This is a genomic window from Bradyrhizobium sp. (assembly GCF_036009065.1).
Lineage (GTDB): Bacteria > Pseudomonadota > Alphaproteobacteria > Rhizobiales > Xanthobacteraceae > Bradyrhizobium.
The window spans coordinates 1-25961 of the sequence record NZ_DASYMN010000151.1; the positions used below are offsets into that span (position 1 = coordinate 1).

The 25961-nt window shown below is 62.6% G+C and carries 27 protein-coding genes and 1 pseudogene; 13 read left to right on the top strand and 15 right to left on the bottom strand.

Annotated elements, in window-relative coordinates:
- Window positions 1-666, bottom strand: a 666-nt coding sequence (locus VGP39_RS09195) for an ABC transporter ATP-binding protein (RefSeq protein WP_327567795.1), incomplete at its 3' end; no start/stop codon positions are given.
- A gap of 138 nt (window positions 667-804) precedes the next feature.
- Between VGP39_RS09195 and uvrA the strand changes: the two are divergent.
- The 3 genes and pseudogenes from uvrA to VGP39_RS09210 form a co-directional block, all read left to right on the top strand.
- A pseudogene (gene uvrA, locus VGP39_RS09200) lies at window positions 805-2994 on the top strand (excinuclease ABC subunit UvrA); the annotation flags it as partial.
- 46 nt (window positions 2995-3040) lie between these two features.
- Entirely contained in the window at window positions 3041-3382 is a 342-nt protein-coding gene (locus tag VGP39_RS09205) for a DUF4258 domain-containing protein (RefSeq protein WP_327567796.1), read from the top strand.
- A gap of 78 nt (window positions 3383-3460) precedes the next feature.
- On the top strand, window positions 3461-4213 hold the full coding sequence (locus VGP39_RS09210; protein ID WP_327567797.1) for a hypothetical protein: 753 nt from the start codon (window positions 3461-3463) through the stop codon (window positions 4211-4213).
- An 86-nt stretch (window positions 4214-4299) separates the two neighbouring features.
- On the opposite strand, the gene VGP39_RS09215 is transcribed toward VGP39_RS09210, so the two are convergent.
- Complete coding sequence (locus VGP39_RS09215) at window positions 4300-4521, bottom strand: DUF433 domain-containing protein (protein ID WP_327567798.1); 222 nt, start codon at window positions 4519-4521, stop codon at window positions 4300-4302.
- A 267-nt stretch (window positions 4522-4788) separates the two neighbouring features.
- Between VGP39_RS09215 and VGP39_RS09220 the strand changes: the two genes are divergently transcribed.
- From VGP39_RS09220 to VGP39_RS09230, 3 genes are read left to right on the top strand one after another with little or no spacing between them, the layout of a single operon-like run.
- Complete coding sequence (locus VGP39_RS09220) at window positions 4789-5565, top strand: potassium channel family protein (RefSeq protein ID WP_327567799.1); 777 nt, start codon at window positions 4789-4791, stop codon at window positions 5563-5565.
- Between the two features lies 1 nt (window position 5566).
- Window positions 5567-5893 carry a hypothetical protein gene (locus VGP39_RS09225; protein WP_327567800.1) on the top strand — a complete coding sequence of 109 codons (327 nt, stop codon included), beginning with the start codon at window positions 5567-5569 and terminating at the stop codon, window positions 5891-5893.
- 11 nt (window positions 5894-5904) lie between these two features.
- Window positions 5905-6180, top strand: a complete 276-nt coding sequence (locus tag VGP39_RS09230; protein ID WP_327567801.1) for a GNAT family N-acetyltransferase — start codon at window positions 5905-5907, stop codon at window positions 6178-6180.
- Between the two features lie 889 nt (window positions 6181-7069).
- Here the strand turns inward: VGP39_RS09230 and VGP39_RS09235 are convergent.
- From VGP39_RS09235 to VGP39_RS09245, 3 genes are all read right to left on the bottom strand, one after another.
- Entirely contained in the window at window positions 7070-7858 is a 789-nt protein-coding gene (locus tag VGP39_RS09235) for a fumarylacetoacetate hydrolase family protein (protein WP_327567802.1), read from the bottom strand.
- 29 nt (window positions 7859-7887) lie between these two features.
- Window positions 7888-8220, bottom strand: coding sequence for a hypothetical protein (locus VGP39_RS09240; protein ID WP_327567803.1), 333 nt, complete (start codon window positions 8218-8220; stop codon window positions 7888-7890).
- A 149-nt stretch (window positions 8221-8369) separates the two neighbouring features.
- Window positions 8370-8795: a DUF3597 domain-containing protein gene (locus VGP39_RS09245; RefSeq protein WP_327567804.1), complete on the bottom strand. Its 426-nt coding sequence runs from the start codon at window positions 8793-8795 to the stop codon at window positions 8370-8372.
- Window positions 8796-9167: 372 nt separating this feature from the next.
- Between VGP39_RS09245 and VGP39_RS09250 the strand changes: the two genes are divergently transcribed.
- The 3 genes from VGP39_RS09250 to VGP39_RS09260 all read left to right on the top strand — a co-directional run bounded on the left by VGP39_RS09250 (window position 9168) and on the right by VGP39_RS09260 (window position 12091).
- The gene (locus VGP39_RS09250; protein ID WP_327567805.1) at window positions 9168-10076 is read left to right on the top strand and encodes a DUF2189 domain-containing protein; all 909 of its coding nucleotides are present in this window, start codon (window positions 9168-9170) and stop codon (window positions 10074-10076) included.
- A gap of 175 nt (window positions 10077-10251) precedes the next feature.
- On the top strand, window positions 10252-11088 hold the full coding sequence (locus VGP39_RS09255; protein ID WP_327567806.1) for a patatin-like phospholipase family protein: 837 nt from the start codon (window positions 10252-10254) through the stop codon (window positions 11086-11088).
- Between the two features lie 190 nt (window positions 11089-11278).
- Window positions 11279-12091, top strand: coding sequence for a lytic murein transglycosylase (locus tag VGP39_RS09260; protein WP_327567807.1), 813 nt, complete (start codon window positions 11279-11281; stop codon window positions 12089-12091).
- A 129-nt stretch (window positions 12092-12220) separates the two neighbouring features.
- On the opposite strand, the gene VGP39_RS09265 is transcribed toward VGP39_RS09260, so the two are convergent.
- Together VGP39_RS09265 and VGP39_RS09270 are read right to left on the bottom strand one after the other, a co-directional pair.
- Window positions 12221-12481 (bottom strand): hypothetical protein, encoded by a 261-nt coding sequence (locus VGP39_RS09265; RefSeq protein WP_327567808.1) that lies wholly within the window; start codon window positions 12479-12481, stop codon window positions 12221-12223.
- 173 nt (window positions 12482-12654) lie between these two features.
- The gene (locus VGP39_RS09270) at window positions 12655-13206 is read right to left on the bottom strand and encodes a copper chaperone PCu(A)C (protein ID WP_327567809.1); all 552 of its coding nucleotides are present in this window, start codon (window positions 13204-13206) and stop codon (window positions 12655-12657) included.
- A gap of 543 nt (window positions 13207-13749) precedes the next feature.
- Between VGP39_RS09270 and VGP39_RS09275 the strand changes: the two genes are divergently transcribed.
- Together VGP39_RS09275 and trmFO are read left to right on the top strand one after the other, a co-directional pair.
- Window positions 13750-13902 carry a DUF1127 domain-containing protein gene (locus VGP39_RS09275; RefSeq protein ID WP_327567810.1) on the top strand — a complete coding sequence of 51 codons (153 nt, stop codon included), beginning with the start codon at window positions 13750-13752 and terminating at the stop codon, window positions 13900-13902.
- 111 nt (window positions 13903-14013) lie between these two features.
- Complete coding sequence (gene trmFO / locus VGP39_RS09280) at window positions 14014-15462, top strand: methylenetetrahydrofolate--tRNA-(uracil(54)-C(5))-methyltransferase (FADH(2)-oxidizing) TrmFO (protein ID WP_327567811.1); 1449 nt, start codon at window positions 14014-14016, stop codon at window positions 15460-15462.
- 136 nt (window positions 15463-15598) lie between these two features.
- On the opposite strand, the gene VGP39_RS09285 is transcribed toward trmFO, so the two are convergent.
- Genes VGP39_RS09285 through yajC form a run of 5 tightly spaced genes read right to left on the bottom strand, consistent with a single transcriptional unit; the run spans window position 15599 to window position 19876 of the window.
- Complete coding sequence (locus VGP39_RS09285) at window positions 15599-16462, bottom strand: phytoene/squalene synthase family protein (RefSeq protein ID WP_327567812.1); 864 nt, start codon at window positions 16460-16462, stop codon at window positions 15599-15601.
- The gene (locus VGP39_RS09290) at window positions 16459-16842 is read right to left on the bottom strand and encodes an Mth938-like domain-containing protein (protein ID WP_327567813.1); all 384 of its coding nucleotides are present in this window, start codon (window positions 16840-16842) and stop codon (window positions 16459-16461) included. The genes VGP39_RS09285 and VGP39_RS09290 overlap by 4 nt, the downstream gene beginning before the upstream one ends.
- Before the next feature lie 2 nt (window positions 16843-16844).
- A complete protein-coding gene (secF, locus tag VGP39_RS09295; protein ID WP_327567814.1) occupies window positions 16845-17855 on the bottom strand; it encodes a protein translocase subunit SecF in 1011 nt (336 codons plus the stop codon).
- Window positions 17856-17872: 17 nt separating this feature from the next.
- The gene (secD, locus tag VGP39_RS09300; protein ID WP_327567815.1) at window positions 17873-19471 is read right to left on the bottom strand and encodes a protein translocase subunit SecD; all 1599 of its coding nucleotides are present in this window, start codon (window positions 19469-19471) and stop codon (window positions 17873-17875) included.
- A gap of 39 nt (window positions 19472-19510) precedes the next feature.
- Complete coding sequence (yajC, locus tag VGP39_RS09305; protein ID WP_327567816.1) at window positions 19511-19876, bottom strand: preprotein translocase subunit YajC; 366 nt, start codon at window positions 19874-19876, stop codon at window positions 19511-19513.
- Window positions 19877-20056: 180 nt separating this feature from the next.
- Here yajC and VGP39_RS09310 point away from each other — a divergent pair, with 180 nt between their 5' ends.
- On the top strand, window positions 20057-21022 hold the full coding sequence (locus VGP39_RS09310; protein WP_327567817.1) for an ATP-binding protein: 966 nt from the start codon (window positions 20057-20059) through the stop codon (window positions 21020-21022).
- A 119-nt stretch (window positions 21023-21141) separates the two neighbouring features.
- Here the strand turns inward: VGP39_RS09310 and VGP39_RS09315 are convergent, their stop codons facing one another.
- The 3 genes from VGP39_RS09315 to VGP39_RS09325 form a co-directional block, all read right to left on the bottom strand.
- Window positions 21142-22674 carry a DHA2 family efflux MFS transporter permease subunit gene (locus VGP39_RS09315; protein ID WP_327567818.1) on the bottom strand — a complete coding sequence of 511 codons (1533 nt, stop codon included), beginning with the start codon at window positions 22672-22674 and terminating at the stop codon, window positions 21142-21144.
- 226 nt (window positions 22675-22900) lie between these two features.
- Window positions 22901-24265 (bottom strand): peptidoglycan DD-metalloendopeptidase family protein, encoded by a 1365-nt coding sequence (locus VGP39_RS09320; protein ID WP_327567819.1) that lies wholly within the window; start codon window positions 24263-24265, stop codon window positions 22901-22903.
- A gap of 223 nt (window positions 24266-24488) precedes the next feature.
- Window positions 24489-25142: a protein-L-isoaspartate(D-aspartate) O-methyltransferase gene (locus VGP39_RS09325; RefSeq protein ID WP_327567820.1), complete on the bottom strand. Its 654-nt coding sequence runs from the start codon at window positions 25140-25142 to the stop codon at window positions 24489-24491.
- Window positions 25143-25425: 283 nt separating this feature from the next.
- On the opposite strand from VGP39_RS09325, the gene VGP39_RS09330 reads away from it, so the two are divergent.
- Window positions 25426-25803: a response regulator gene (locus tag VGP39_RS09330; protein WP_327567821.1), complete on the top strand. Its 378-nt coding sequence runs from the start codon at window positions 25426-25428 to the stop codon at window positions 25801-25803.
- Window positions 25804-25961: the final 158 nt, after the last annotated feature.

The following is a 25961-nucleotide window of genomic DNA, read 5'->3' on the forward strand; positions in this document are numbered from 1 at the left end:
GTTATGCAGCACGATGATGCGGTCGGCGAGCGAGCGCACCACATCCATCTTGTGCTCGACCAGCAGAATGATCTTGCTGGTATCCTTCTTCAGCCGCGCGATCAGGTCGAGCACCACCGGCACCTCGTCGACGCTCATGCCGGCGGTCGGCTCATCGAACATGAAAACCTTGGGTTCCAGCGCCATCATCAAGGCGACCTCGAGCTTGCGCTGGTCGCCATGCGACAGCACGGTTGCCGCCACAGCGCGGCGGTTGCCGAGCGCGACCTTGTCGAGGATGGCGTCGGCCCGCGCGATCAAATCGCGTCGCGTCATCCAGGGCCGCAGCATGTCGTAATGCACGCCGCTGGCGGATTGCACCGCGAGCCGCACGTTTTCCGCGACGCTCAAATTCGGAAACAGGTTGGTGAGCTGGAACGCGCGGCCGAGCCCGGCGCGGGTGCGAAGCGGTGCCGAGAGCTGCGTGATATCAGTGCCGTCGAACAGGATGCTGCCCGCGCTCGGGCGCAATTGTCCGGAAATCAGGTTGAAGTATGTGGTCTTGCCGGCGCCGTTCGGCCCGACGATCGCGGTCAGCTCGCCGGGGCGGAACGCGCAGCTTACGCTGTCGACGGCGACATGGCCGCCGAAGCGGATGGTGAGGTTGCGGGTTTCGAGGGATGTCATCCCACCTCCCCCCTTGAGGGGGAGGTCGACCGGCCGAAGGCCGGTCGGGAGGGGGGTAAGCAACGAGCGCCGGCGCCCGCGGCTACCCCCCTCCCCAGCCCTCCCCCTCAAGGGGGGAGGGAGCAGGCTGAGCCCGCCGCAAAGAAAGTCGCAAAGATTCACGACAAGAGCGGCCCGGAACGGCTTCTGTTCTCGGAGAAATTCGCCTGCCCGGTGTCCGGCTTTACGATTCCGGAAATCGAGCCCAGGCTGTTCTCGTTCAACAACCCCTACGGCGCCTGCCCGGAATGCGGCGGGCTCGGCGTCGAGCAGCATGTCGATGAAGAGCTTGTCATTCCCGACAAGGAGTTGACCCTGCGGCGCGGCGCCATCGCGCCGTGGGCGAAATCGTCCTCGCCCTATTACATCCAGACTCTCAACGCGCTCGGCAAATTCTACAAGTTCACGCTGGACACCAAGTGGAAGGACCTGCCGAAGAAGACGCAGGCTGCGATCCTGCACGGCTCCGGCGACGACGAGATAAAATTCTCCTATGAAGACGGGGTGCGCTCCTACGACACCAAGAAACCGTTCGAGGGCGTCATCACCAACATCGACCGCCGCTACCGCGAAACCGAAAGCGAATGGGCGCGCGAAGAACTGGCGAAATATTTTTCCGACGTGCCCTGCGCGGCCTGCAACGGCTATCGGCTGAAGCCGGAAGCGCTGTGCGTCAAGATCGGCGGCAAGCATATCGGCGAAATCAGCGAATTGTCGGTGCGGCGCGCCGGCGAATGGTTCGAGACCGTGCCGAAGGCGCTCAACGCCCAGCAGAACGAGATCGCCGCGCGGGTGCTGAAGGAAATCCGCGAGCGGCTGTCGTTCCTGCTCGACGTCGGGCTGAACTACCTGACCCTGGCGCGCGCCTCCGGCACCCTCTCCGGCGGCGAGAGCCAGCGCATCCGCCTCGCCTCGCAGATCGGCTCCGGCCTCACCGGCGTGCTCTATGTGCTGGACGAGCCCTCGATCGGCCTGCATCAGCGCGACAACGCGCGGCTGCTGGAAACCCTGAAGCGGCTGCGCGACCTCGGCAACACCGTGATCGTGGTGGAGCATGACGAGGACGCCATCCGGCTTGCCGATTACGTGCTCGATATCGGCCCCGGCGCCGGCATGCATGGCGGCCACATCGTCGCCCAGGGCACGCCCGCGGACATCATGAACAATCCGGCGTCGTTGACCGGAAAATATCTCACCGGCGAATTGTCGGTAGAGATCCCGGAGCGGCGGCCGCCGAACCATCGCCGCACCATAAAAGTGGTCAACGCCCGCGGCAACAATTTGAAAAACGTCTCGGCGGAGATCCCGCTCGGGCTGTTCACTTGCGTCACCGGCGTCTCCGGCGGCGGCAAGTCGACGCTGCTGATCGACACGCTCTACAAGGCGATCGCGCGAAAACTCAACAACGCCAGCGAGGGCGCCGCCCCGCACGACCGCATCGAGGGGTTGGAGCACATCGACAAGATCATCGACATCGACCAGTCGCCGATCGGCCGCACCCCGCGCTCCAACCCCGCGACCTACACCGGCGCGTTCACGCCGATCCGCGAATGGTTTTCAGGCCTGCCCGAGGCCAAGGCGCGCGGCTATGAGCCCGGGCGGTTTTCGTTCAACGTCAAGGGCGGCCGCTGCGAGGCCTGCCAGGGCGACGGCGTCATCAAGATCGAGATGCACTTTTTGCCGGACGTCTACGTCACCTGCACCGCGTGCCGCGGCAAGCGCTACAACCGCGAAACGCTGGAAGTGCTGTTCAAGGGCAAATCAATCGCCGACGTGCTCGATATGACGGTGGAGGAAGCCGCCGAGTTCTTCAAGGCGGTGCCCCGCGTGCGCGAGACGTTCAAGACGCTGCACCGCGTCGGCCTCGACTACATCCATGTCGGCCAGCAGGCCACCACCCTATCGGGCGGCGAAGCGCAGCGCGTGAAGTTGGCGAAAGAACTGAGCAAGCGCGCCACCGGCCGCACGCTCTACATTCTCGATGAGCCGACGACGGGGCTGCACTTCCACGACGTGAAAAAACTGCTCGAGGTGCTGCACGAGCTGGTGGCGCAGGGCAACACCGTGGTGGTGATCGAGCACAATCTCGAAGTGATAAAAACCGCCGACTGGGTGATCGACCTCGGCCCCGAAGGCGGCGACGGGGGCGGCGAAATCGTCGCCTGGGGCCCGCCGGAGGACATCGTCAAGGCGCCGCGGAGCTACACGGGGAAGTTTCTGGGGCCGGTGCTGGCGAAGGCCGCGGGTGGGAAGCGGCGGAAGAGCGGGGCGAGCGAGGCGGCGGAGTAGCCTTTTCCTTCGTTCTCAGAACGAAGGCGCCGAGTGGCGGCGCGGCATGTGGTTGCCGACCATGAGCGAAACTTTGCGGCCCATACAGACTCTGGTCCTTGCCGGTGATGTTCGCGTGTCGGACCACGGTTTTGCGGAACTTGCGAAAGATGCTATCCTCATCGAGGATATCGTGGCGAACGTGATGACTGCCGTCGCTGTCGAGGATTATCCGGAACGGTTTCGCGGTCGCAGCGTCCTGGCATTGCAGCATGATGCCGATGGCCGTCCTGTTCACGTTGTGTGGGCGCTCCCGTCGGGTGACCGCTGGCCGGCCGTTCTCGTCACGGCGTATCGTCCGGACCTTCTCTTGTGGGACGATGAATTCAAAAGGCGGAAAAGCAGATGATGCGCAAATCCACCAAACTGATCCACGAGGGTAAATACGCCGCTTGATACGACAAAACCCGATGAGCCGAAATTATTCGTGGTCGAGAACGAAATAGTTAGCCACGATCCATTCAAGCACGTCGGAATCCAAATGCTAAAGTTTGTTACTAGCTTCGATGAGGGACAGCGCGCCGTGCGAACGTTTGTAATGAACGAAATTCGTAAGGACCAAGGTTTACTGAAGCGTTTAGAACGAGCCTGTAAGTTATCGTCGAGCCCCAATATCGACCATTATTTAGATCGTGCCGTCTACTCCGACTTCAAAGGCCTTGTCATCATAGACGAGGCAACATCTGAATTGTTTCGAGTCATCGAAAAGATCAATGCCAATATTTCCGTGTTGGAATTGAAAGCCTTCATTTCCGATTCTGGCGATCGGACATTTCAATTTGATACCCTTTATGATGAGCTTGAAGACCCTTCAGAACTCGAAACTTCAGAAAATAATTCTAACACGCCAGAAGCTCGCACAGCTCGGCGAGAACGCCGAGCCAGATCAGATACCGTCGTTGTTCCGGCCCGCGAAGAAGGATTTCAGGAGGTTTTCATTGGCGAGAACCAATGGCGCGCCATCAGAATAGGCGCCGCCATGAAAGATCGGATAAAATATATTGCCGCCTATCGCGTCGCACCCATCCAAGCAATTACCCACCTCGCTAAAGTTCAAGAAATTAAACCCTACAAAGATACTGGCAAGTACCAGTTGATCTTCGACGGTTCCGCTGAAAAAATTGGCCCGGTCAAACTAAAAGAAGGGCAAAGCTGGTCCGCAGGGCCCCTTTTATGTTGAACGCGACAGGCTGCTGAAGGCCGCGACGATTGATGAAGCACTGAGTTGAAACGAAATTCCACACTCGTCCACAAGCCAGCGCCCGTTCAGCCGTAGACGATGTCTTCGTCGGCGAGATAATCGGCCGCAAATGCCTGTGCGGCGTGGATATCGTCATGCGTCAGCCGAGGGTGATCCATGAGGATCGACTCCGGCAACATACCGGCACCAAGTTTGCGCAAGATCAATTCCACCGGGACGCGCGTGCCACCCACAACGGGTTTGCCACCCATGATGTCCGGATTCATTTCGATGCGTTCGTGGACCATGGCTATTCCGCCGCGACGATGAGACACTTGGTTTTGATGATAACAGACAGCCTGTCTGCTGTCAGCCACTACCTCACCCCCGTCCCGCCACACCGCTGACACTTCACCACCCTGTCCCCCTTCTTCACCAGCCCCTTCCCCTCGCAATTCTTGCATTTCTGCTTCTTCTTGACGTTGGGGCCTTTTTCGTTGGCCATGACGGTCTCCCCGATCCTGCGGCGCACTGCGCGATTGCTATCCTGCGCATAAACCGGCGAAGATGTCGCCATGACCTTTGCCCGCCTCAAGGAGAGCATCCGCGCGCTGTATGAGGGCGCCACGCCCGCCGGCGTCCGGTTCCGTTATGCGTTGCTGGCGTTCGACATCATCACGGTGCTGTTCATCGTCGCGACCTCGTTCCTGCCGCGCAGCCAGGCCATCGAAACGCTGGATATCCTGTTCGGCGCGGTCATTCTCGCCGACTTCTTGGCGCGGCTGCTGGTCAGCCCGCATCGGCTGCGCGAATTCACCCGGCTCTCGACCTGGACCGACCTGGTTGCGATCGTCTCGTTCCTGGCGCCGCTTGCCGGCGAGGCCGGCGGCTTTCTGCGTATCCTGCGGACGCTGCGGCTCTTGCGCAACGTGCAAATGCTGGAGCGGCTGCGGCTCGACAGCGATTTCTTCCGGCGCAACGAGGAAGTGGTTTTCGCCGTCACCAACCTTGCGGTGTTCATCTTCGTGATGACCGCGATCGTTTACGAAACCCAGAAGTTCCGCAACGAGCAGATCACCAACTACGCCGACGCGCTGTATTTCACCGTCACCGCGCTGACGACGACCGGCTTCGGCGACATCACCCTGCCCGGCACCACCGGCCGGCTGATCACCGTCGTGATCATGATTTTCGGCGTGACGCTGTTCTTCAACCTCGCCCGCGCGCTGCTGTCGCCGAACAAGGTGCGGTTTTCCTGCCCGGACTGCGGCCTGCAGCGCCACGACAGCGACGCCGTGCATTGCAAGGCATGCGGCAAGCTGTTGAACATTCCTGACGAAGGGTTGGCGTAGCATGCCCTCGCCCACTTCCACCGTCTTCCGCAATGCCATCCTTGCCGAACAGCAGGTGACCTGCGCCTATGACGGCCGCCGCCGCGAGTTGTGTCCGCATATCATCGGCACGAGCAAAGATGGCGAGGAAGTCGTGCTGGCGTGGCAGTTCGGCGGCGAGAGTTCCGGCAAACTGCCGCAATGGCGCTGTCTCAAACTTGCCAATGTGCGCGATGCCCGCGCCCGCGATGGTCGCTGGCATGAAGGCGGCTCGCACAAAAGCGAGCAGAGCTGCGTCGCGAAGATCGACCTCGACATCAACATCCACGTGCGCAAGAATCGCCGTTGAGGAGATCAATCATGCCCGCCGTCCGCGACAACACCGCCCTCTCCCGCTTCGAACTCGACGTCGAGGGCGGGCTGGCGTTTGCCAATTACCGCCGCGCGCCGGGTACGGTCATCATCACGCATACCGAGACGCCACGCGCGTTGCGCGGGCGCGGCATTGCGTCGGAGCTGGTGCAGGGTGCGCTGGAGTTGATCCGCGCGGATGGCAGCAGGGTCGTCGCCGGCTGCGGCTTTGTGGTGGATTATTTGCGCAAGCATCCGGAGTTTTCGGATCTGACGCGATCGTAGGGCGGATTAGCCCGGCCCAGAGCACCGGTGTTCCAACACGCGAAGGCGGAAGGCGTAATCCGCCGCCGGTGCGCGGAGCGGCGGATTACGCTTGCACCTCTATCCGGTTGAGCTGTCGCGTCCGGGGTCGCTAATCCGCCTACAAACTGCGTTCACAAAAATGTGAATGTATGCCTATCCCCGCCCTCAAGACCTCGCTTATCCTGCTTGTGTCCTGTCTGATGAGGGGCGCTTCTAGAGGCGTTACTGAAGTGGGACAGAGCGAAAGCTTGATCGGCGAGGGGTAACCCGAACCGGTCGGATGCGGCGCCCGCGGACGTGCCTCGCAAGCGCGGACTCGGGAGGCCTTGGGGAGCCGTCCGAGCCCACTACGGGGCTCTGCCTTCAATGGCTGGACGGGACAGGTGAAGGGTGGGCGAAAGCCTGCCTGGATGGCGAGCTTGCTCGCGCCTGCGCCCGGAAGTTAGGCCCCAGGGACAGAAATCGCTGCGATGGAGCGTCCGAAAGGCGCTTTTGTTACTACCAAGGCGCGTCGTTCGGCGCTCCATCTCCCCTCAAAGAGGGGAGATCAACTAACAGCCCAACTCGCGCGGCGGCGCGAGAACGAGAGCGCTTGGCTGTTTGAAATTTTGAATTTGAAAATTAAGCAAGACGCTGCGACACACGCTACGTCATACGCGGGCTTGACCCGCGTATCCATCCTCTTTGAAACGACTCTTGCGAAGAGGATGGATTGCCGGGTCAAGCCCGGCAATGACGGGTGTCTCGTGTCCCGGGCGCGATGCGGCATTCTTCATGCCGCTTCGCAGAACCGGGACCCCGGCTCTGCAGCGCACCGCTTCGCAAGAGCTACGCGCTGCGCTGCGTCCGGGGCACGTTCGCGCACGCCTCAGACAATCTTGATCGACATGTCCGGCAGGCCCTCGATCTTGCACAGCAGCACATCGCCCCTAACCACCGGACCGACATTCTCCGGCGTACCGGAATAGATGATGTCGCCGGCCTTGAGCTCGAACGCTTCCGACAGTTTCGCGATCTGCTCGGCCACGCTCCAGATCATGTTCTGCAGGTCCGAGTTCTGCTTGACGGTGCCGTTCACCGCCAGCGAAATCGCGCCCTTGGTGAAATGTCCGGTCTTCGCAACGGGATGGATCGGACCAAGCACCGCGGCGCGGTCAAAACTCTTGCCGATTTCCCACGGCTTCTTCTCGTCGCCCATGGCGCGCTGCAGGTCGCGCCGCGTCATGTCGAGACCGAGCGCATAGCCATAGACATGGTCGAGCGCCTTCTCGGGCGAAATATTGGTGCCGCCGGATTTCAGCGCCGCCACCAGTTCGACCTCGTAGTGATAGTTCTTGGTCAGCGACGGATAAGGATGATCGGCGACCGTGCCGATGGCGACGTTCTGGATCGCGTCGGTCGGCTTCTGGAAGAAGAACGGCGGCTCGCGGGTCGGGTCCGAGCCCATCTCGCGGGAGTGCGCGGCATAATTGCGGCCGATGCAATAGATGCGGCGCACCTGGAACACATCGGTCTCGCCGACGATGGGAATGGTGATCGCCGCCACCGGAAACATCGGCTTCGGTCCGGCCTGCGCCGCAGCCGGCTGAACCTGCGCGGCGCCGGCGAGCGCCAGCGCACCGGTGGCGAGAATGGTCCTGCGATCGATGCTATCCATGGGTGTTCTCCTTGTGCGATTTTTTAAGATTATCTTGCCGGCGGGTTTTGCTCGATCGGCTCCATGCCGGTGCTCTTGATCGCCGCGGCGCCGGCATTGCTTCTTACCAGATCGATCAGCGCCTGCGCCGATGGCTTTTCCTTGGTATCCGTGGCGCCCATTCCAAGCGTGTCGATCAGGCTTGCCACATAGATGCCGCTGCTGCCGCCCGAGGCCGGATCGATGTCGGCGACGCCCTTTGCCGCCAGCAGCACCTGCTTGAAAGCGCCGGCGGTGAGGACCTTGAGCGGCTCCGCCTGCACCGCGCCCGGCAATGCGATCGCGATCGCAAGGGCCAGCCCGGCAGATTTAAGCTTCATCATGATCGCTCGTTCCGCTGCAATCGTCCAACCCCGATCCGCTGCCGAATATTCCAGGCTTGGCGACCAATAGCATCGCTCGCCGTCGATCGCAGCAAAAAGGCCCGCACGAATGCCGGCCTTTCCGCTCCATTTTGGCTGAAAAGTAGAATTCAGTGCTTGATTTCGGGCGGCAGCTTGCCGCCATTGGCGGCGAGCTTTGTCATCACCTGCTTATGCAGCCAGATGTTCATGCTGGCGGAATCGTTGCTGTCGCCGGTGTAACCAAGCTCCTTGGCGAGCTCCTTGCGTGCGGTGAAGCTGGAGTCGATGTCCAGCGCCTTCATCAGGTCAACGATCGAGGTGCGCCATGCCAGCTTTTCGCCCTTGGCGGCGACCGCCTTGTCCAGGATCGGCGCGACGTCGACGCTTTGCGGTCGGGCTGATCCCTCGGCAGTTTTGCCGCCCCCGACGATGATCGGACCTGGAGCGGGAGCGCCTCCGCCTGAACTCGCGCCACCCGGAGCGGTGGCGTCCGGTGCCGCGGCATCAGCCTTGGTACCGAAGATCGCGCTCATGATTTTTCCGAAAATGCTCATCGTATCGCTCCCTGTGAACTTTGAAGACAGTTGAACGTCCCGCGTGGCACTTCGTTCAATTCCGACACCGCCGTCTCGGATCGCTAAGGACCTCAGCCCCGGGGACAAGCCCAGCCAATGCAGCACGGGGTACCTACCCGGTCCACCTGGCCGACGCTAAAATGACAATCACATGAAGCTTCCGCTTCATCATCACCGAACCGTGAGCAACGATTTCAATGGATTGGCGCTACCATTGCCGCTCAGTTCGCGGCTTGGCCATTGGGTTTCCTTGTCTTCGCGTCTGGCCTGATCGCGATCGTCCAGTCCCAAGGCAAACGCGCGCCCTCGATCGGCGCGGTGGATTTGCCGCCAGCCGTCAGGGAGACAACAATGGCCACTCCATATCCCGGCAACGTCACGCCGCTCGTGCCAGCCGCGCCCGACGCCGCGGCCGCGCCCGTCATCCGAACCATCGGACTGCCGGATCTGAGCGACGCATTGCGTCTCGGCTGGGAGGATTTCAAGGCGGTGCCAAGCCACGCCATCATCCTGTGCATGATCTATCCGGTGCTGGGACTGGTGCTGGCGCGACTGGCGCTGGGCTATTCGGTGTTGCCGCTGCTGTTTCCGCTCGCGGCGGGGTTTGCCCTGCTCGGCCCGTTCGCGGCGCTCGGCCTGTACGAGCTGAGCTATCGTCGCGAACGCGGCGAAGAGGCGTCGGCCTGGCATGCGACCGAGGTGCTGCGCTCGCCGTCATTCGGCGCCATGCTTGGGCTCGGCACGCTGCTGCTGGCGCTGTTCGTGATCTGGGTCGCCACCGCGCAAGCCATTTACGTCGCGACCTTCGGCTATGAAGCCGCGGCCGGAATTCCGGATTTCGTCAAACGCGTGCTGACGACGGCTCAAGGATGGTGGCTGATCGTGGTCGGCTGCGGCGTCGGCTTTCTGTTCGCCGTGGTGGCGCTCTGCATCAGCGTCGTTTCGTTTCCCTTGATGCTCGATCGTCACGCCAGCGCCGCCGATGCAATGCTGACTTCGCTGCAGGCGGTCGCGCGCAATCCGGTGCCGATGGCGGCATGGGGTTTGATTGTCGCGGTGCTGCTGGTGATCGGCTCATTGCCGTTCTTCCTTGGCCTTGCCATCGTGATCCCGCTGCTGGGCCACGCCACCTGGCACCTTTATCGCAAGGTGATCGAGCCGGTCACCGTCTCGCACGCGCCGCCGCCGTTGAGGAAGGTTCAACGCTACGCGGCGGACTTTCCCGCATCGCTGTTTCAGTGGCGCCGCAAGGACAATTGATCGCGTCACATAACGACCGTCGTCCCCGCGCAGGCGGGACCCATAACCTCTGGCGTTGGTGTTTGCACATAGCCTTGCAACGCTATCGTTCAAATTGAAACGACACGGCGTATGGGTCCCCGCCTTCGCGGGAAGGACATCTTGCTTGTTGCGCCGCGGTTTGGCATGCAGGCGCATGTTCGATGCGGTGGTATTCGCCGGCGGGGGTAACCGCTGTTACTGGCAGGGTGGCTTCTACGAGGCGGCGGCGCCGCGGCTGGGACTGACGCCGAAGCTGGTGGTCGCCGCCAGCGCCGGCGCCTTTGCCGCGGCCTATTCGCTGCTCGGGATCGGGCCGCAGGCCCGCAGCCGGGTGTATGACGGCTGCGGCCCGCATCTGAAGAATTTCGATGTCGCGGCCTGGCGCCGCGGCGAGCCGCTCTGCCCGGTCGGACCGCTGTATAACGAACTGCTGGCCCAAACCATCGACGATGCCGCGCTGGCGCGGCTCAATGCCATCACCGACCTGCAGATCGCGGTGACCCGGATGCCGCGCGGCGTGCCGCCACTCGCGGGGGCAATGCTCGGCATCGGCGCCTATCAGCTTGAGAAGCATTTGCTGCATCCGGTACATCCCCGCCTCGGCCGCGCGCTTGGGTTTCGTGCCGAATTCATCCCGGTGCGCACGCTCGCCGACGCGCGTCGAATGCACGAGGTGCTGATGGCAAGCAGCGGCGTGCCGCCCTTCATGCCGGTAACCTTGGTGAACGGAATGCCGGCGTTCGACGGCGGCCTGGTCGATAACGTCCCGGTCGAGCCGCTAAAGCCGATCGAGTCCGCCGGCGGACGGACGCTGGTGCTGTTGACGCGGCTCTATCGGCACATGCCTGACGTCGCCGGCCGTAGCTACGTGCAGCCGTCCCGCAAGATCGAACTGTCGCAATTCGACATCACCAATCCCGACGGCATCCGCGCCGCCTACGAATTGGGATTGCGCGACGGCAACGCATTCGCGGCGTCGCTGGGGAAATAGGCGATAAGAGGGTATCCGTCATTGCGAGCGGCGTGAAGCAATCCAGTCTTGGGCTCCATAGAACTGGATTGCTTCGCCGCAAGTGCTCCTCGCAATGACGGCGAAGCCTTGTTTTGGCCGCGGTTGGCCACGACATTTCGTCTGCCGGGCAACCTTTTCATCCGCGAAACGTTTTCGCGGCGGACTCATGATGAATTTTCGCCTCCTGTTTAGTTCATTTGCGGCCGGCGCCCTCATTATCGCAACCGTGTCGGCGGCCAATGCAGCCGCTTGCGGCGGCAGCTTCGATGCCTGGCTGAACGAGTTCAAAACCGAAGCCGCCGCCAAGGGCATCTCGCAGGGCGCGATCGCAGCCGGATTGAGTGGCGTCACGCCCGATCAAGGCGTGCTGTCCAAGGATCGCGGGCAACGGGTTTTCCAGCAGAGCTTTGAGGAGTTTTCCGGCCGCATGATCCCGCCTCGGCTCGGGCCAGGCTCGAATAGGCTGAAGCAATACGGTTCGGCACTGTCGCGTATCGAAGCGCAATATGGCGTGCCCGGCGAGGTGCTGGTCGCGATCTGGGGACTGGAAACCGACTACGGCGCCAACACCGGAAAATTCCCGACCATCCGCGCATTGGCGACGCTGGCTTACGATTGCCGGCGCGCGGAGCGGTTCCGCGCCGAGTTGATGGACGCGCTGCGCATCGTCGAACGCGGCGATCTCAGCCCCTCCGAAATGCGCGGCGCCTGGGCCGGCGAGATCGGCCAGACCCAGTTCATGCCGTCCTCCTACATCAAATTTGCGGTGGATTTCGACGGCAACGGCCGCCGCGACCTGCTCCGCAGCGCGCCGGACGTGCTGGCGTCGACGGCGAATTATCTCGCCAGCTACGGCTGGCAGCGCGGCAAGGATTTTGAGCCCGGCAGCGCCAATTTCGCCGTGATCCAGCAATGGAACAAGAGCGAGGTCTATGCAAAGACCATCGCAGCGTTCGCCAGCCAGTTGGCCCGCGCGCCCTGATGCAGGGTGCGGAGGGTGGGCAAAGCCGCCGCGCGAACGCGTCCGGTCGCGTGCCCACCATTCCAAACCGCATGCGGAATAAGAACGGTGGGCACGGCACAAGAGCGCCTTTTGCCCACCCTACCGACCTTACTTCATCATGCCGGCATGCATCGCCTTGCTGAGATGAGCCGCGCACGCGCCCATCTTGCCGTTGAGCATCGCGTCTTGTGCTTGCGCCACTTCCTTTTGCGCGGTCATCTTGCCTGCTCCGTCGGCCATAGCTTCAACCATGGATTCGGTCTTGGTCAGGTTTTCGCTGCTGCAGCCTCCGATTTTTGCCGCGGAAGCGGGCGCGACTGCGAGGATCAAGGCGGCCATTGCGGCCGCTCCGAGTAACTTATTGCTCATGTTACTTTCCTGTTCGAACAGATCCCCGCATCATTGCCGGATTCTGTGAACCGGATTGTTCGCCGATAGTTGATAAGTTGCAGAATGAACTTCGCGCGAGAAAAATGTGATCGACGCGTGGCGCAAATGTGTCATGCGTCCAAGACGTTTTTGATTACAAGGTCGTAATGAAGTTAGTGTTGCGGCGTGGCGCCGAGCGCATTGACGTTGAAGTCGACGTCGAGCGAACCGGCCTTCTCGAACTGCAGTCTCGCCTTGAACGAATCGCCTTGCTTGAGCGGCTGCTTGAGATCCATGAACATCAGGTGATAGCCGCCTGATTTCAGTTCGACCGTTTCGCCCGGCTTGATTTCCAATCCGTTGGGCAATGGCCGCATCTTCATGATGCCGTCGCTCATCGACATCTCGTGAATCTCCACACGATCCGACGTATCGGACTTTGCGCCGACGAAGCGATCAGCCGAGATACCGTTGTTGGTGATCTTCAGATAGCCGCCGGCGATTTTGGCGCCGCCGGGTGTCGCCCGTGTCCATGGCGAGGTCACCGTCAGATCGCCGAGCTTGAATGTCGCAATGCCGGACGGCGCGGCCTGCCCGCCGTGCTCCATCCGCGCCTGGGCGATCGTCGTCGTCTCCGCAGCGCGCGCATCGGGGTGGACCACGATGAGGCCCAGCATCGCGATGGCCACGCTCGGTAGAAAGCCGCGGGGGGATCGATGGGTCATGGATCCTCGAATGTGTTAGCAGCCGGCCCCTTCAGTGCGCCGGGGCGCTATGCCATGGCGACCAGGGTCGCGTCCAATGCCGATTTGACGCGCACCCTACAATCATCGGCCGGCCCCGGGATCGGGCAAATACCACTGGATACAGGCAGGGTCGGCCAAAAATTGAACTTAAATATACTACTACATTCCCGCATGCGAATCGCGCATGTTGAATCGATGTGAGTCTGCACGATCTGGTGGCGGGAAATCCCTGAATCTATGATATTCAAGCCACGATTCTCTCCCGTATATCGCCTTGACGTAGGTATGGCAACCAAATGATTTCACACGAGATTTTGGCGAACCTGATCACATTGCGCGAGGGGGGTGCCAAGCGAACGTGCAGTTAAGGCGAAAGGTTAATCATTCCTTGCCAGAGCCATGCGTATTAAACCTAGCTGCATCGCAGCATTGGAAGTGCTGCGGTGCGAAGATATGCCCTATATTCGTTGCAACGGTACGGCCTTCCTCCAAGGGTTGAATCGTCAAGACAAGGAGACTTCCATGTTGCTCTCGCTCATCCGCATGATCCAGGCGTTCCGGGACTATCAGCGCAATGTCAGCGAATTGTCCCAGCTCAGCGATCGCGAACTGGCCGATATCGGCCTTGATCGCTCGGACATCCCGCGCGTTGCAGCCGGTTCCTACAAGGGCTGATACGCTCAGCCAACAATGATACGGATAACGCCCGCCTCGTTGCGGGCGTTGTCGTATTCAGCGTACGCAAACCCGATTCCACTTTGCCTGAAAACGCGCTACCCCTGCGCCATGACAGGCCCCAAGTCTTCCGAACTCGTTTCTTCCTTCGAACCCGTCCACATCGTCGGCGCCGGCCTTGCCGGCTCGGAGGCCGCGTGGCAGGTCGCCAATGCTGGCGTTGGCGTGGTGCTGCACGAGATGCGGCCCCATCGGATGACCGAGGCGCACCGCACCGGCGGCCTTGCCGAGCTGGTCTGCTCCAACTCGTTCCGCTCCGACGACGCCGCCAATAACGCGGTCGGGCTGCTGCATGCCGAAATGCGTCGCTTAGGCTCGCTGGTCATGCGCGCCGCCGACGCCAACCAGGTGCCCGCAGGTGGCGCGCTGGCGGTGGATCGGGACGGATTTTCCGCGGCCATCACCAGGGCTTTGCAGGAGCATCCCGGAATTGAGATCCGCCGCGCCGAAATCGACGGCCTGCCGCCGGCCGGCTGGCGCAATGTCATCGTCGCAACCGGCCCCCTCACCTCCGCGCCGCTGGCGGATGCGATCCGCGAACTCACCGATGAAAACGCGCTGGCGTTCTTCGATGCGATTGCGCCGATCGTGCACAGGGATTCCATCGACATGTCGGTGGCGTGGTTTCAGTCGCGCTACGACAAGGCAGGTCCGGGCGGCACCGGCGCCGACTACATCAACTGCCCGATGACACGCCAGCAATACGACGTCTTCGTCGATGCGCTGCTGGCGGGCGAAAAGACCGACTTCAAGGACTGGGAGGCCAGCACGCCCTATTTCGATGGCTGCCTGCCGATCGAGGTGATGGCGGCGCGGGGCCGCGAAACCTTGCGCCACGGCCCGATGAAACCGGTCGGCCTCACCAATCCCAACGATCCGGCCGTGAAAGCCCATGCCATCGTCCAGCTGCGCCAGGACAACAAGCTCGGCACGCTCTACAACATGGTCGGCTTCCAGACCAAGCTGAAATACGGCCCGCAGCAGCAGATTTTCCGGACCATCCCCGGGCTGCAAAACGCGGAATTCGCAAGGCTCGGCGGGCTGCACCGCAACACGTTTCTGAATTCGCCCAAACTGCTCGACGGGCAATTGCGGTTGCACGCGCAGCCCCGGCTCCGCTTCGCCGGGCAGATGACCGGATGCGAAGGCTATGTTGAATCCGCAAGCATCGGTCTGATCGCCGGATTGTACGCCGCAGCGCATGCACGATCGCAGTCTTTGGCGCCGCCGCCGCCGACCACGGCGCTGGGTTCGCTGCTCGGCCACATCACCGGCGGCCATATCGAAACCATCGACACCGGTCCCCGCTCGTTCCAGCCGATGAACATCAATTTCGGTCTGTTTCCGCCGCTCGCCAATCCGCCGACCCGAAAGCCCGACGGCACGCGGCTGCGCGGCAACGAAAAGACCGTCGCCAAAAAACAGGCGCTCAGCGCCCGCGCGCTGGCCGATCTCGATTCCTGGATCGCCGATCATCTGCGCATGCCGGCGGCGGCCTGAGGCTGCGCGGCACAGTTATTTTAAGCCGCTCAACAAACTCCTACGTCATCCTGAGGAGCCGCGCCCTTGCGCGGCGTCTCGAAGGGCCGCGGGTGTGGCCTATCCTTCGAGGCTCGCCGTGAAGACGGCGAGCACCTCAGGATGACGTAAACAGCGGCGTCCGCGACGCCCGCCACAACGTCCACAACGTTCGCAGCCGCGACGTCACCCGCGGCGTGAATGGATCAGAGTGCGCGCGCGACATGCGCTTGAGATCACGGCGCACCAGTGCCAGCGGCAGGAATAGCGGGCGAACCTCCGGCGACGCGCTCATCAGCAGCGCCATCGCCGTCGTCAGATGCGTGCGCGCTTCGCTGATGAGCTGATCCAACGCCGCGCGCAATTGCGGCGTCTCCCTGCCTGCGAATACCTCTTCCATGCCGCTGCCGTGGCTCTCCAGCAATTGTAGCGGCGCGAACAGTTGCCGCCGTGAGGCATCGACCGGCAGTGCCGCAATCACGCGCGCAATTCCTTGCGCTAGTCCAGCGTGGCGCGCGAGATGGTCGGTCTCCTCGGACTGCCGCGCCATGATGCGCGCGCCGAGTGCGAACAGCGCCGACGACGTGTCGTGGATGTAGGCTTCCAGCGCCGCCATGCTCGGCATCGGATCGTTGTAGAGATCGAACTGGTGCTCATCGATCAGGCGCGACAGCGGCTCGACCGGCAGACCGTGCGTTCGGATCGCGCGCAGCAGTTCAGCGGCAACCGGATTGCCTTCGACGCCGCCGTGCCTCGCGCCCGCGAGCATGTCGGTCCACCATTGCAGGCGGATTTCGCCCGGCAAGGGCTGGCTGACCTGCTCGCGCACCCGCGATATTTCGACATTGAAGGCGTACAACGCCAGCAGCGCGCGGCGCTTGTCAGGGTTGACGAACAGCGTCGAGGCATAGCGTTCGAAATCGTGGCCGCGCACCAGATCGGCGCAGAACGCCGCGGAGTCCTTGTCCGGTCCGGCGCTCATGGCACCGCGATCAGCGCCGCCGCGACCCGCCGCCGCTCGCCGATCATGATGTTGTAGGTGCGGATCGCGGGCCCGGTCTGCATGGCGTCGATCACGACGCTGACCTTGCGTAAGCGTTCGCGAAGCCATGACGGCGGTATCCAGACCTCGTTGCCGGTGCCGACGATCAATGTGTCGATGCCAGCCACGTTTGCAATCACCCGCTGCAGCGTCACTTCATTGATCTCATCAGGCCTGGCAACCGGCCACGCCCAGATCGCATCGGGCAGGCACAGCAGCGAACCGCGATGCGACATCCCGGCGAAGGCAAATCCGCCGTTTCCGTAGGCCTCGATTGGCGCCGACCTTGGAAGATGCGGGGCGTCCGAGGAAGCCGGCATGGTCAGGGCCGCGACGGTTTCGAAGGCTTGTCCGCGTCCGCCCGGTTGGTGCCGACGCCGAGATAAATCAGGATCGGTGCTGCGATGAAGATCGAGGTGTAGGTGCCGACCAGCACCACGCCGAACATCATCACTGCGGTGAAGCTGTGGATGGCGTGGCCGCCGAACAGCAGCAGCGCCAGCAATGCCAGCGTCACCGTGACGTGGGTGATGATCGAGCGCGACAGCGTCGAATTGATCGATTCGTTGAGCAATTGCGGCATCGGCATTTTCTTGTAACGCCGCAGCATTTCGCGGATGCGGTCGTAGATCACGACGGTATCGTTGAGCGAATAACCCAAAATCGTCAGCAGCGCGGCGATGCTGGTGAGATCGAAATCAACCTGGGTGATCGACATGAAGCCGATGGTCAGCACGATGTCATGCACGTTGGCGATCATGGCGCCGAGCGCGAACTGCCATTCGAACCGGAACCAGAGATAGATCAGGATCGCGATGATCGCCAGCATCAGCCCGAGCATGCCGTAGGCCAAAAGCTCGCTGGAGACGCGCGGGCCCACCACTTCGACGCGGCGGTATTCGACGCTGTCGCCGAGCGCGCCGCGCACTTTCTGAACGGCCGCCTGTTGCGCCGCGTCGCCGCCAGGCTGTTCGGCCACCCGGATCAGCACGTCGGCGGGGCCGCCGAACTGCTGCAGCTGCACGTCGCCAAGGCCAAGACCGCCGAGCGTCGCGCGCATAGCCGCGATATCGGCTTGTCCGGATTTGGCTTGCACTTCCAGCAGCGTACCGCCCTTGAAATCGATGCCGAAATTCAAGCCATGCGTGAAGAACAGCGTGATCGCGACGATCGAAAGAAGCGCGGAAATTGGAAAGCTGATACGCCGAAAGCGCGTGAAATCGAAATGCGTATCGTCCGGCACGATTCGCAGCGGCGGCAGCAAATCGAGGGCGGCGACGACCGTCAGCACGGCAATCAGAACCCCGAGCCCGATAAGAACCAGATTTGTCACTAAAGGCTCCGCATTCTTCAGATCGGCACGGTTTGCGGCCGTTTCCATCGCACCCAGCCTGCGACGATCAGGCGGGTCAGCGTAAACGCGGTGAAAACCGTGGTGATGATGCCGATGCCAAGCGTCACGGCAAAGCCGCGCACCGGACCGGTGCCGATATAGAACAGCACCGCGGCGGCGATGAAGGTGGTGATGTTGGAATCCAGGATCGTGGACAGTGCACGCTTGAAACCGGCGTCGATCGCGGAAATCGCGGTGCGGCCGCCGCGCAGTTCCTCGCGGATGCGCTCATAGATCAGCACGTTGGAATCCACCGCGATGCCGACCGTCAGCACGATGCCGGCGATGCCGGGCAGCGTCAGCGTCGCATTCAACAGCGACAGGATACCGAATATCATGGCGACGTTGATGGCGACCGCGATGTTGGCGAAAACGCCGAACAGCCGGTAGGTCAGCAGCATGAACACGATGACCAGAATCGAGCCGACATAGGCGGCGAGCTCGCCCTTCTCGATCGAATCCTGCCCGAGTCCGGGCCCGACGGTGCGCTCCTCGACGATCGTCAACGGCGCCGGCAGCGCGCCGGCGCGGAGCAGCAGCGCCAGTTCGTTGGCCGCCTGTACGGTAAAGTTGCCGGAAATCTGCCCGGAGCCGCCGGTGATCGGTTCGCGGATCACCGGCGCGGAGATCACTTCATTGTCGAGCACGATGGCGAAGGGTTGTCCGACATTCTCGATCGTCGCCTGCGCAAATTTACGCGAACCTGAGGTGTTGAAGCGGAAGCTGACGATCGGCTCGTTAGTGCGCTGATCGAAGCCTGGCTGCGCGTCGGTGAGATCGCCGCCGGATACCAGGACCTGCTTCTTGATGACGTAGGGCACCTTCGGCGCCTGCGCGCTCATCAGGATTTCGGAATCTGGCGGCACCCTGCCCTGGGTGGCCTGATCCGGCGACACCGTGCTGTCGACCATCCGGAATTCCATCTTGGCCGTCTTGCCGAGGATGACCTTGAGCTGGCTCGGATCCTGCAATCCCGGTACCTGCACCAGGATGCGATCGGTGCCCTGACGCTGGATCAGCGGCTCGACGGTGCCGAGTTCGTTGACTCGGCGTTCGACGATCTGGATCGATTGTTCAATGGTTTGCCGGACGCGGTCGGTGATCGCGGCCTGCGGAATGGTGAGGCGGATCAGCCCGCCGCCGGCGTCGCTGACCTCGAGACTGCGCTGGCCAGAGGAGCCGAGCAAACCGCCGAGCGGCTGCGAGAGTTCGCGCAGCTTGGTCAGGGCATTCGGCAGGTCGGCATCCTTGACGCGGACCTCGACGCTATCGGCACGCACGGACAGGCCGGTGTAGCCGATCTTGGCGTCGCGCAACGTACGGCGCACATCGTCGCGCACCTGGTCGAGCTTGTCCTTCTTGACCGCGGCGGAATCGATCTCGAGCAGCAAATGCGAACCGCCCTGCAGATCGAGGCCGAGCACCAGATGGCGCTGCGCCCATTTCGGCCAGGTTTTCACCTTGGCTTCGGAGAAGAAGTTCGGAACGGCGAAAAGGCACACCACAAGCGCGATCAGGATGATCGAAAGCGCCTTCCAGCGCGAAAAATACAACATCGACTTGACCCGTCCTGAAGATTGCGGCGGCCGAAAAAATCAGCTCGCGGACGTTTCGTCCTTGGCTGTTTCAGCCTTTTCCTTCGCCGGCTCGCCCTTGGCGCGCACGCCGGAAATCATCTGCCGCATCTGCCGCACCCGCACGCCATCCGAGATCTCGAATTCGATCTGGTCGTCGTCCACCACTTTTGTCACTTTGCCGACCAGGCCACCTGACGTGACAACCGTGTCGCCGCGGCGGATGTTCTTCACGAGGTCGGCGTGGTCCTTCACCTTCTTCTGCTGCGGCCGCAGAATCAGGAAATACATGATGACGAAAATCAGCGCGAACGGCAGCAGCGACATCAACATGCTGTTGGTGTCGCCGGCGCCGGCGGCCTGGGCAAACGCGGGGGTGATCAGCATTCGGACGATCCTTGTGAAACAGAAATGAACCGGCGACGCATGGGCATCTGGCCGGTCCGGGCAAATTCGCGCGGACTATAGCGGCCGCGGTCCCAATTGCAACGCTACCTGCCCGCTCATTTGCCCCGCTTGCGGCCCCTCGCAGGGCTCGATATGGGTGCTCGATCAGGAACTCACAACATGTCAAAAAAGCCCCGAAAAACCGGCCCGCGCGCAACCTCGAAGACCGCCCCGCCGAAATCATCGACAGCCGCGACAAAACGTCCGCCGCCGCCCGATCATGACAGGGAGGAAAGAATCGCGCGCGCGCTGGAGGCGATCGCGGCCGGCCTTTCCGCGGCTTCCCCAAAAGCCTCGAGCGCCGACGTGCTGGCAAGCGCGGATGCTTTCATCTGGCACCCCAATGGACGGCTCGCCCCGGTCCCTCGCGTCAACCGCGTCGATCTCGGCCTGCTCAAGGGCATCGACCGGCTGCGCGACATCCTGATCGAGAACACCGAGCGCTTCGCCAACGGATTTCCGGCCAACAACGCGCTGCTGTGGGGCGCGCGCGGCATGGGCAAGTCGTCGCTGGTCAAGGCCGCGCACGCAAGCATCAACGTCGATCGCAAGCCGGCCGATCGCCTAAAACTGATCGAGATTCACCGCGAGGACATCGAGACGCTGCCGGCGCTGATGACGCTGCTGCGGCCCTCGCCGTTCCATTTCATCGTGTTCTGCGACGATCTTTCGTTCGACGGCAACGACGCGTCCTACAAGTCGCTCAAGGCGGTGCTGGAGGGCGGCATCGAAGGCCGGCCCGACAACGTCATCCTGTATGCGACCTCGAACCGCCGCCATCTGCTGCCCCGCGACATGATGGAGAACGAACGCTCCACCGCGATCAATCCCGGCGAAGCGGTCGAGGAGAAGGTGTCGCTGTCCGACCGATTCGGATTGTGGCTCGGCTTTCATCGCTGCAGCCAGGACGAATATCTCGCGATGGTGACGGGCTATTGCGAGCATTTCGGCATCAAGCTTGGTAAGGCCGAACTTGAACGCGAGGCGCTGGAATGGTCCACCACCCGCGGCTCGCGCTCGGGCCGCGTCGCCTGGCAATTCACGCAGGAGCTGGCGGGACGGCTGGGTGTGAGGATCAAGACGTAGACGCTTCCCCGTCATTGGGAGGAGTCCTTGCGACGAAGCAATCCAGTCTGCTGCAAAGGACTGGATTGCCTCGCTTGCGCTCGCAATGACGTTGAAGCGCAATGCCGCACAGCGGCCATTCAGTGCTTGGTGTCGCCGTCACCCCGCGCGAACGGAATGAGCAACAGCCCCAGTACCGCCACGCCGGCCAGCAGCGCCCACGCTTCATTGACACTGGTGGCGAGAGCGGCTTGCTCGATCAGTGAGCCGGCGGCCGATACGTCCGATGGAAGTCGGTCGAGCCCGATCGCTTGCGCCGCCGTCACGTCACCCGCGATCAGGCGCTGGCGGATGGTTTCAGCGTGTCCCGCGGTGCGTCCGTAGAGAACGGTATCGATCAGCGCGATACCGACCGCGCCGCCGAGGTTTCGCATCATGTTGAACAGCCCGCTGGCGTCCGGCACCTGCTTGTGCGGCAGCGTTTCCAGCGCAAGCCGCGTCGGCGGCAGCAGGCAAAACATCGCCGCGAAGCCGCGCAATACCTGGGGCCAGAACATCTCGTCGTAATCGGCGGTACGGCTTTCGAACGCGCTCCAGCCCAATCCGATCGCGAACAGGCCAAAGCCAAACGCCGACAGCCACCGCGAGTCCAGTCTGCTTTCCAGCGCGCCGGCAATCGGCGCGGCCACCAGTTGTGCGGCGCCCGTAACCAGCATGATTGAGCCGATCTGCAGCGCGTCGTGCTGCCGGACATAGGCGAGAAATACCGGCATCAAATACACCGCGCCGAACAATCCGACGCCGAGGCAGAAACTGAGCGTGCAGCCGATCGAAAACGGCCGCACCTTGAACAATGCGATCTCGACTACCCGCTGTACCGCCTTCCGTGTCCTGATGATGAAGAGGACGGTGGCAACCGCGCAGAGCGCAAACAGACCGAAGCAGACGGCGGAGAACCAACCTGAGTGCGGCGCCTGTTTCAACCCGATCTCCAGGCTTGCCAGCGCCACCGCCATCAGCGCGAGAGAAAAGACGTCGAGATTCCTCAGCTGGTTCAGACGAGACCTACCTCGCGGCAGCAGGAACGGTATCGCGAGAGCCGCAACGACCCCGGGGATGACGTTGACCAGAAACAGCCATGGCCAGGAATAATGATGCGTGATCCAGCCACCGACGACCGGTCCGACCGTCGGCGCAAGCACGGCCACGATGCCCGCCATGGTGCCGGCGATGGGATGGGAGCGCGCCGGAAATAGCAGAAAGATGCCTGTGAACACCGCGGGGATCAGCATGCCCCCTGCAAACCCCTGAAAGATGCGGAAGGTGACGAGCGAGGCAAAATTGCCAGAGAAGGCGCAGCCGATCGACGTCAGCGTGAAGACGAAGATGGCGATCACGAACAGCCATCGCAGCGTCAGTGCGCGCGTGAGCCATCCGGTCAACGGAATGGCGATGACTTCGGCGATCAAATAGGCCGTTTGAATCCAGCTCATCGCATCCGGCGATATCCCCAGCGCATTCTGCATCGTCGGCAGCGAGGTTGCGACCACCTGGATGTCGAGGATCGCCATGAACATGCCGAGGCACATCAGGGTGAAGCCGAACCAGGTGGCGACTCGGGCCTGGGTGGTTCGCCAGATCGGTGTCGCGCTACTGGGCACGGATTTTGGCATGGTTGCGGATCGCAAGAACCGAAGGGCTGGAAATGATGAAAGCGATGACCCGCGATCGGGCTGTAAGGCAATCGGGCAATGAAAGCGTGGCAGGTCGAAATAGCCGACCCGGGCGACGATGTACACCGCCGATCATACTCCGGTCGTCATGGCCGGGCTTGTCCCGCCTGCGGGGCAAGCCCGGGCATGACGGAATAACGTCGATAAGGCAAAGCCTGGAGCGAACTCAGGCGCCGTTGAGGAACTGCAGCGGATCGACTGGCGAGGAGCCCTTGCGAATCTCGAAGTGCAGCTGCGGCGAGCCCACCTCGCCGGACTGACCCGACTTGGCAATGATCTGGCCACGCTTGATGGTTTCGCCGCGCTTCACCATCAGCTCACTCGCATGGGCATAGGCGGTGACGTAACCGTTGGAGTGCCGGATCAGAACCAGATTGCCGTAGCCTTTCAGTTCGTTTCCGGAATAGGCGACGACGCCGTCTTCGGCGGCCTTCACGGGCGTGCCCTCGGGCACCGCAACGTTGATGCCGTCATTGGACTTGCCGTTGGTCTTGGCGCCGTAGCCGGTGACGACGCGGCCACGCACCGGCCAGCGGAAGGTCGGCAACGCGCCGGTAGCTTCGGCAGTTTTCGCGGGCGCTTCAGTAGCGGCAACTGCAGCCTCGGGCGTCGTCGTCGCCTGGGCAAGCCGCGCCTTTTCCTTCGCGGGTTCGACCGCGGCTATCTTGGTCGCAGGTGCCGCCACTGCGCCCGGCTGGGCGGCAACGACTTGCGCCGGCTGCGCAACGGTCGGTGCGGCGGCCGATTTCGCGCCGGGCACGCTGATCTTCTGGCCGAGCTTCAGTTTGGCATTGGGATCGAGGCTATTGACCTTCGCCAATTCGGCGACCGGCACGCGATTACGGTGCGCGATGCTCATCAGGGTGTCGCCGCGATTGACGACGTGAACGCTCGGCGGCGCGCTCACTGAAGCCGCGGCAATAGCGGGCTTCGGCGGCGCCAACGCAGGGGCGGCTGCGGTCGCGGCCTGAGGCGGAATGATCAGCTGCTGTCCGGGCTGCAATGCGCGCGGGCCCTTGTAGCCGTTGGCCTGCAGGATCGCGGCGGCCGAAACGTTGTAGCGGCGCGACAGCGTGTCCAGCGTATCGCTGGTGCCGACGATGATGGTAGTGCCGGCTTCGCGGCCCGGTGCGCGGGCCGCAGCGATCGACCGCGGCGCAACGCTGCCGGTGGTCTCGATCGGCTGACGGGTCGGCGGGGAATAGGATGCAATCCCGCGCCCTCCCCCGGATACGCCGGCGCCAGCGGTCGGATACGACTGCGGGGCGGCCACCGGAGGCGGCAGGGCGGAAGACTGGTATTGCGACTGCGGGCGCGCATATTGCGGCAGTTCGCGACGCTCGACCTGCGGCGCAGGCGCGGCAACCGAGGCGGTCGTTTCCGGTTGCGATGTGAATGGATTGGAAAAGGAATTTTGCGAAAGTCGGCTCTGCATGTCGGCGCTGCAGCCGGCAAAGCCAAACGACATCAGCGCCAGCACCGCGGCTTGCGGAGCGCGGCGCGAGCAAAGCAACTCGACGACACGGGGCATGGTTACTCACTCGTACGCAACAAATTACTGAATTGAGTAAACACCTCCTGAGTAAACAACCCTTTAAGGTTACCTCTCGTGTCCCGGGCGCGATGCAGCGCTCTTCGCGCTGCTTCGCAGAACCGGGACCCCGGTTACGGTCTTGGCAAGCTGGGCCCCGGCTCAGCAGCTCACCACTCCGCAAGAGCTACGCGCTGCGCTGCGTCCGGGGCACGAGAAACCCTCACAGCTCCCGGGCGATGCCGGGCAGCGCCGGCACGAAGCGCACGTCGACCAGTTCCTTGCGCTCCAGACCCGCATCGGTCCTGGCGACCCGGATCAGGACCTGGGTGCCGTTATGCGGGCCTACCGGCGCGATCAGGATGCCGCCGGGTTCAAGCCGCCCGCTCAGCCCATCGGGAATTTCCACCATCGCCGCCGTCACGATGATGCGGTCAAACTGACCGGCACCCGCCGGGATATCAAAACCGTCTCCAAGCAGCACCTCGACATTGTCGCAGCGCAGCTGCCCGAGCCGCGCGCGGGCGCTGTCGGCCAAGGTGCGGAAACGCTCGATGGTCAGCACCTGCCGGCAAAGCTTTGACAGAATCGCCGCCTGGTAACCGGAGCCGGTGCCGATCTCCAGCACGCGATGATCAGGTTTCAGTTGCAGCTGCTCGGTCATGTAGGCCACCACGAAGGGCTGGCTGATGGTCTGCCCACAGGCGATCCCCAGCGCGGTGTCGCGAAAGGCGTCGCCGCGGTCCTGCGCCTGCACGAAGAAATCGCGCGGGACCGCCTCCATGGCCCGTAGCACCGCCTGATCGCTGATCCCGCGCCGCCGCAGGTTCAGCTGAAACATCATCTTTTCCGGAGGCGGCTTCTCGGCTGCGGGCATGGCAATCTCGCAAGGGCTATGAACAAAGCTTAACGCGCGCGGAGACCCGGGTTGAGGGAATATCCCGAAAATGTTTATGGAAAGTTCCTTGTTCCGGGCATGGAACCCGGCGCTGGATCAGGCATTAAAGCCCTGCAACGGCTTCGCAACGACGCGAAACGCCGCGCTTTCTGCGCATTTACTCACGCAAACGGCATGACTCGGACATTGCGCCGGATCGCGTTATTTGCGACTCTGATTCCGGGACATTCTCGAATTCGGGTATTGGGCAAGGAATTCCACCATGACTGCATCGCGGCCGCCGGGCGGCTCAGTGTTCCTCGTCGAGGACGAGGTCATGATCAGGATGATGGTGGCGGACATGCTGGATGAACTCGGTTACAGCGTGGCCGCCGAGGCGGGCGAGATCAATGAGGCGATCAAGCTTGCGCAATCGGCCGAATTCGACATCGCCATTCTCGACGTCAACGTCAACGGCAAGGTGATTTCCCCGGTCGCCGAGTTGATCAAGGCCCGCAACCGCCCCTTCATTTTCGCCACCGGCTACGGCTCGCAGGGCCTGCCCGAAGAATACCGCGACCGCCCCGCGCTGCAGAAGCCGTTCCAGATCGAAACGCTTGGCAGGATGATCGAGGGCGCGCTCAAGGGCGCGACAGTTTAAGCGCTTCAACTTACACAGCCGTCATCCTTGTATGGGGGTTGACGTGTCAAGAGGGTCGCTGCGTGTGGCGCGGCGTGTCGACGAGCGGGGCGGTGGGATGCCGGTATACAGGCCGGCGCCGATCGACCGCCACGAGTCAGGCGGCGCCGGCCTGTATA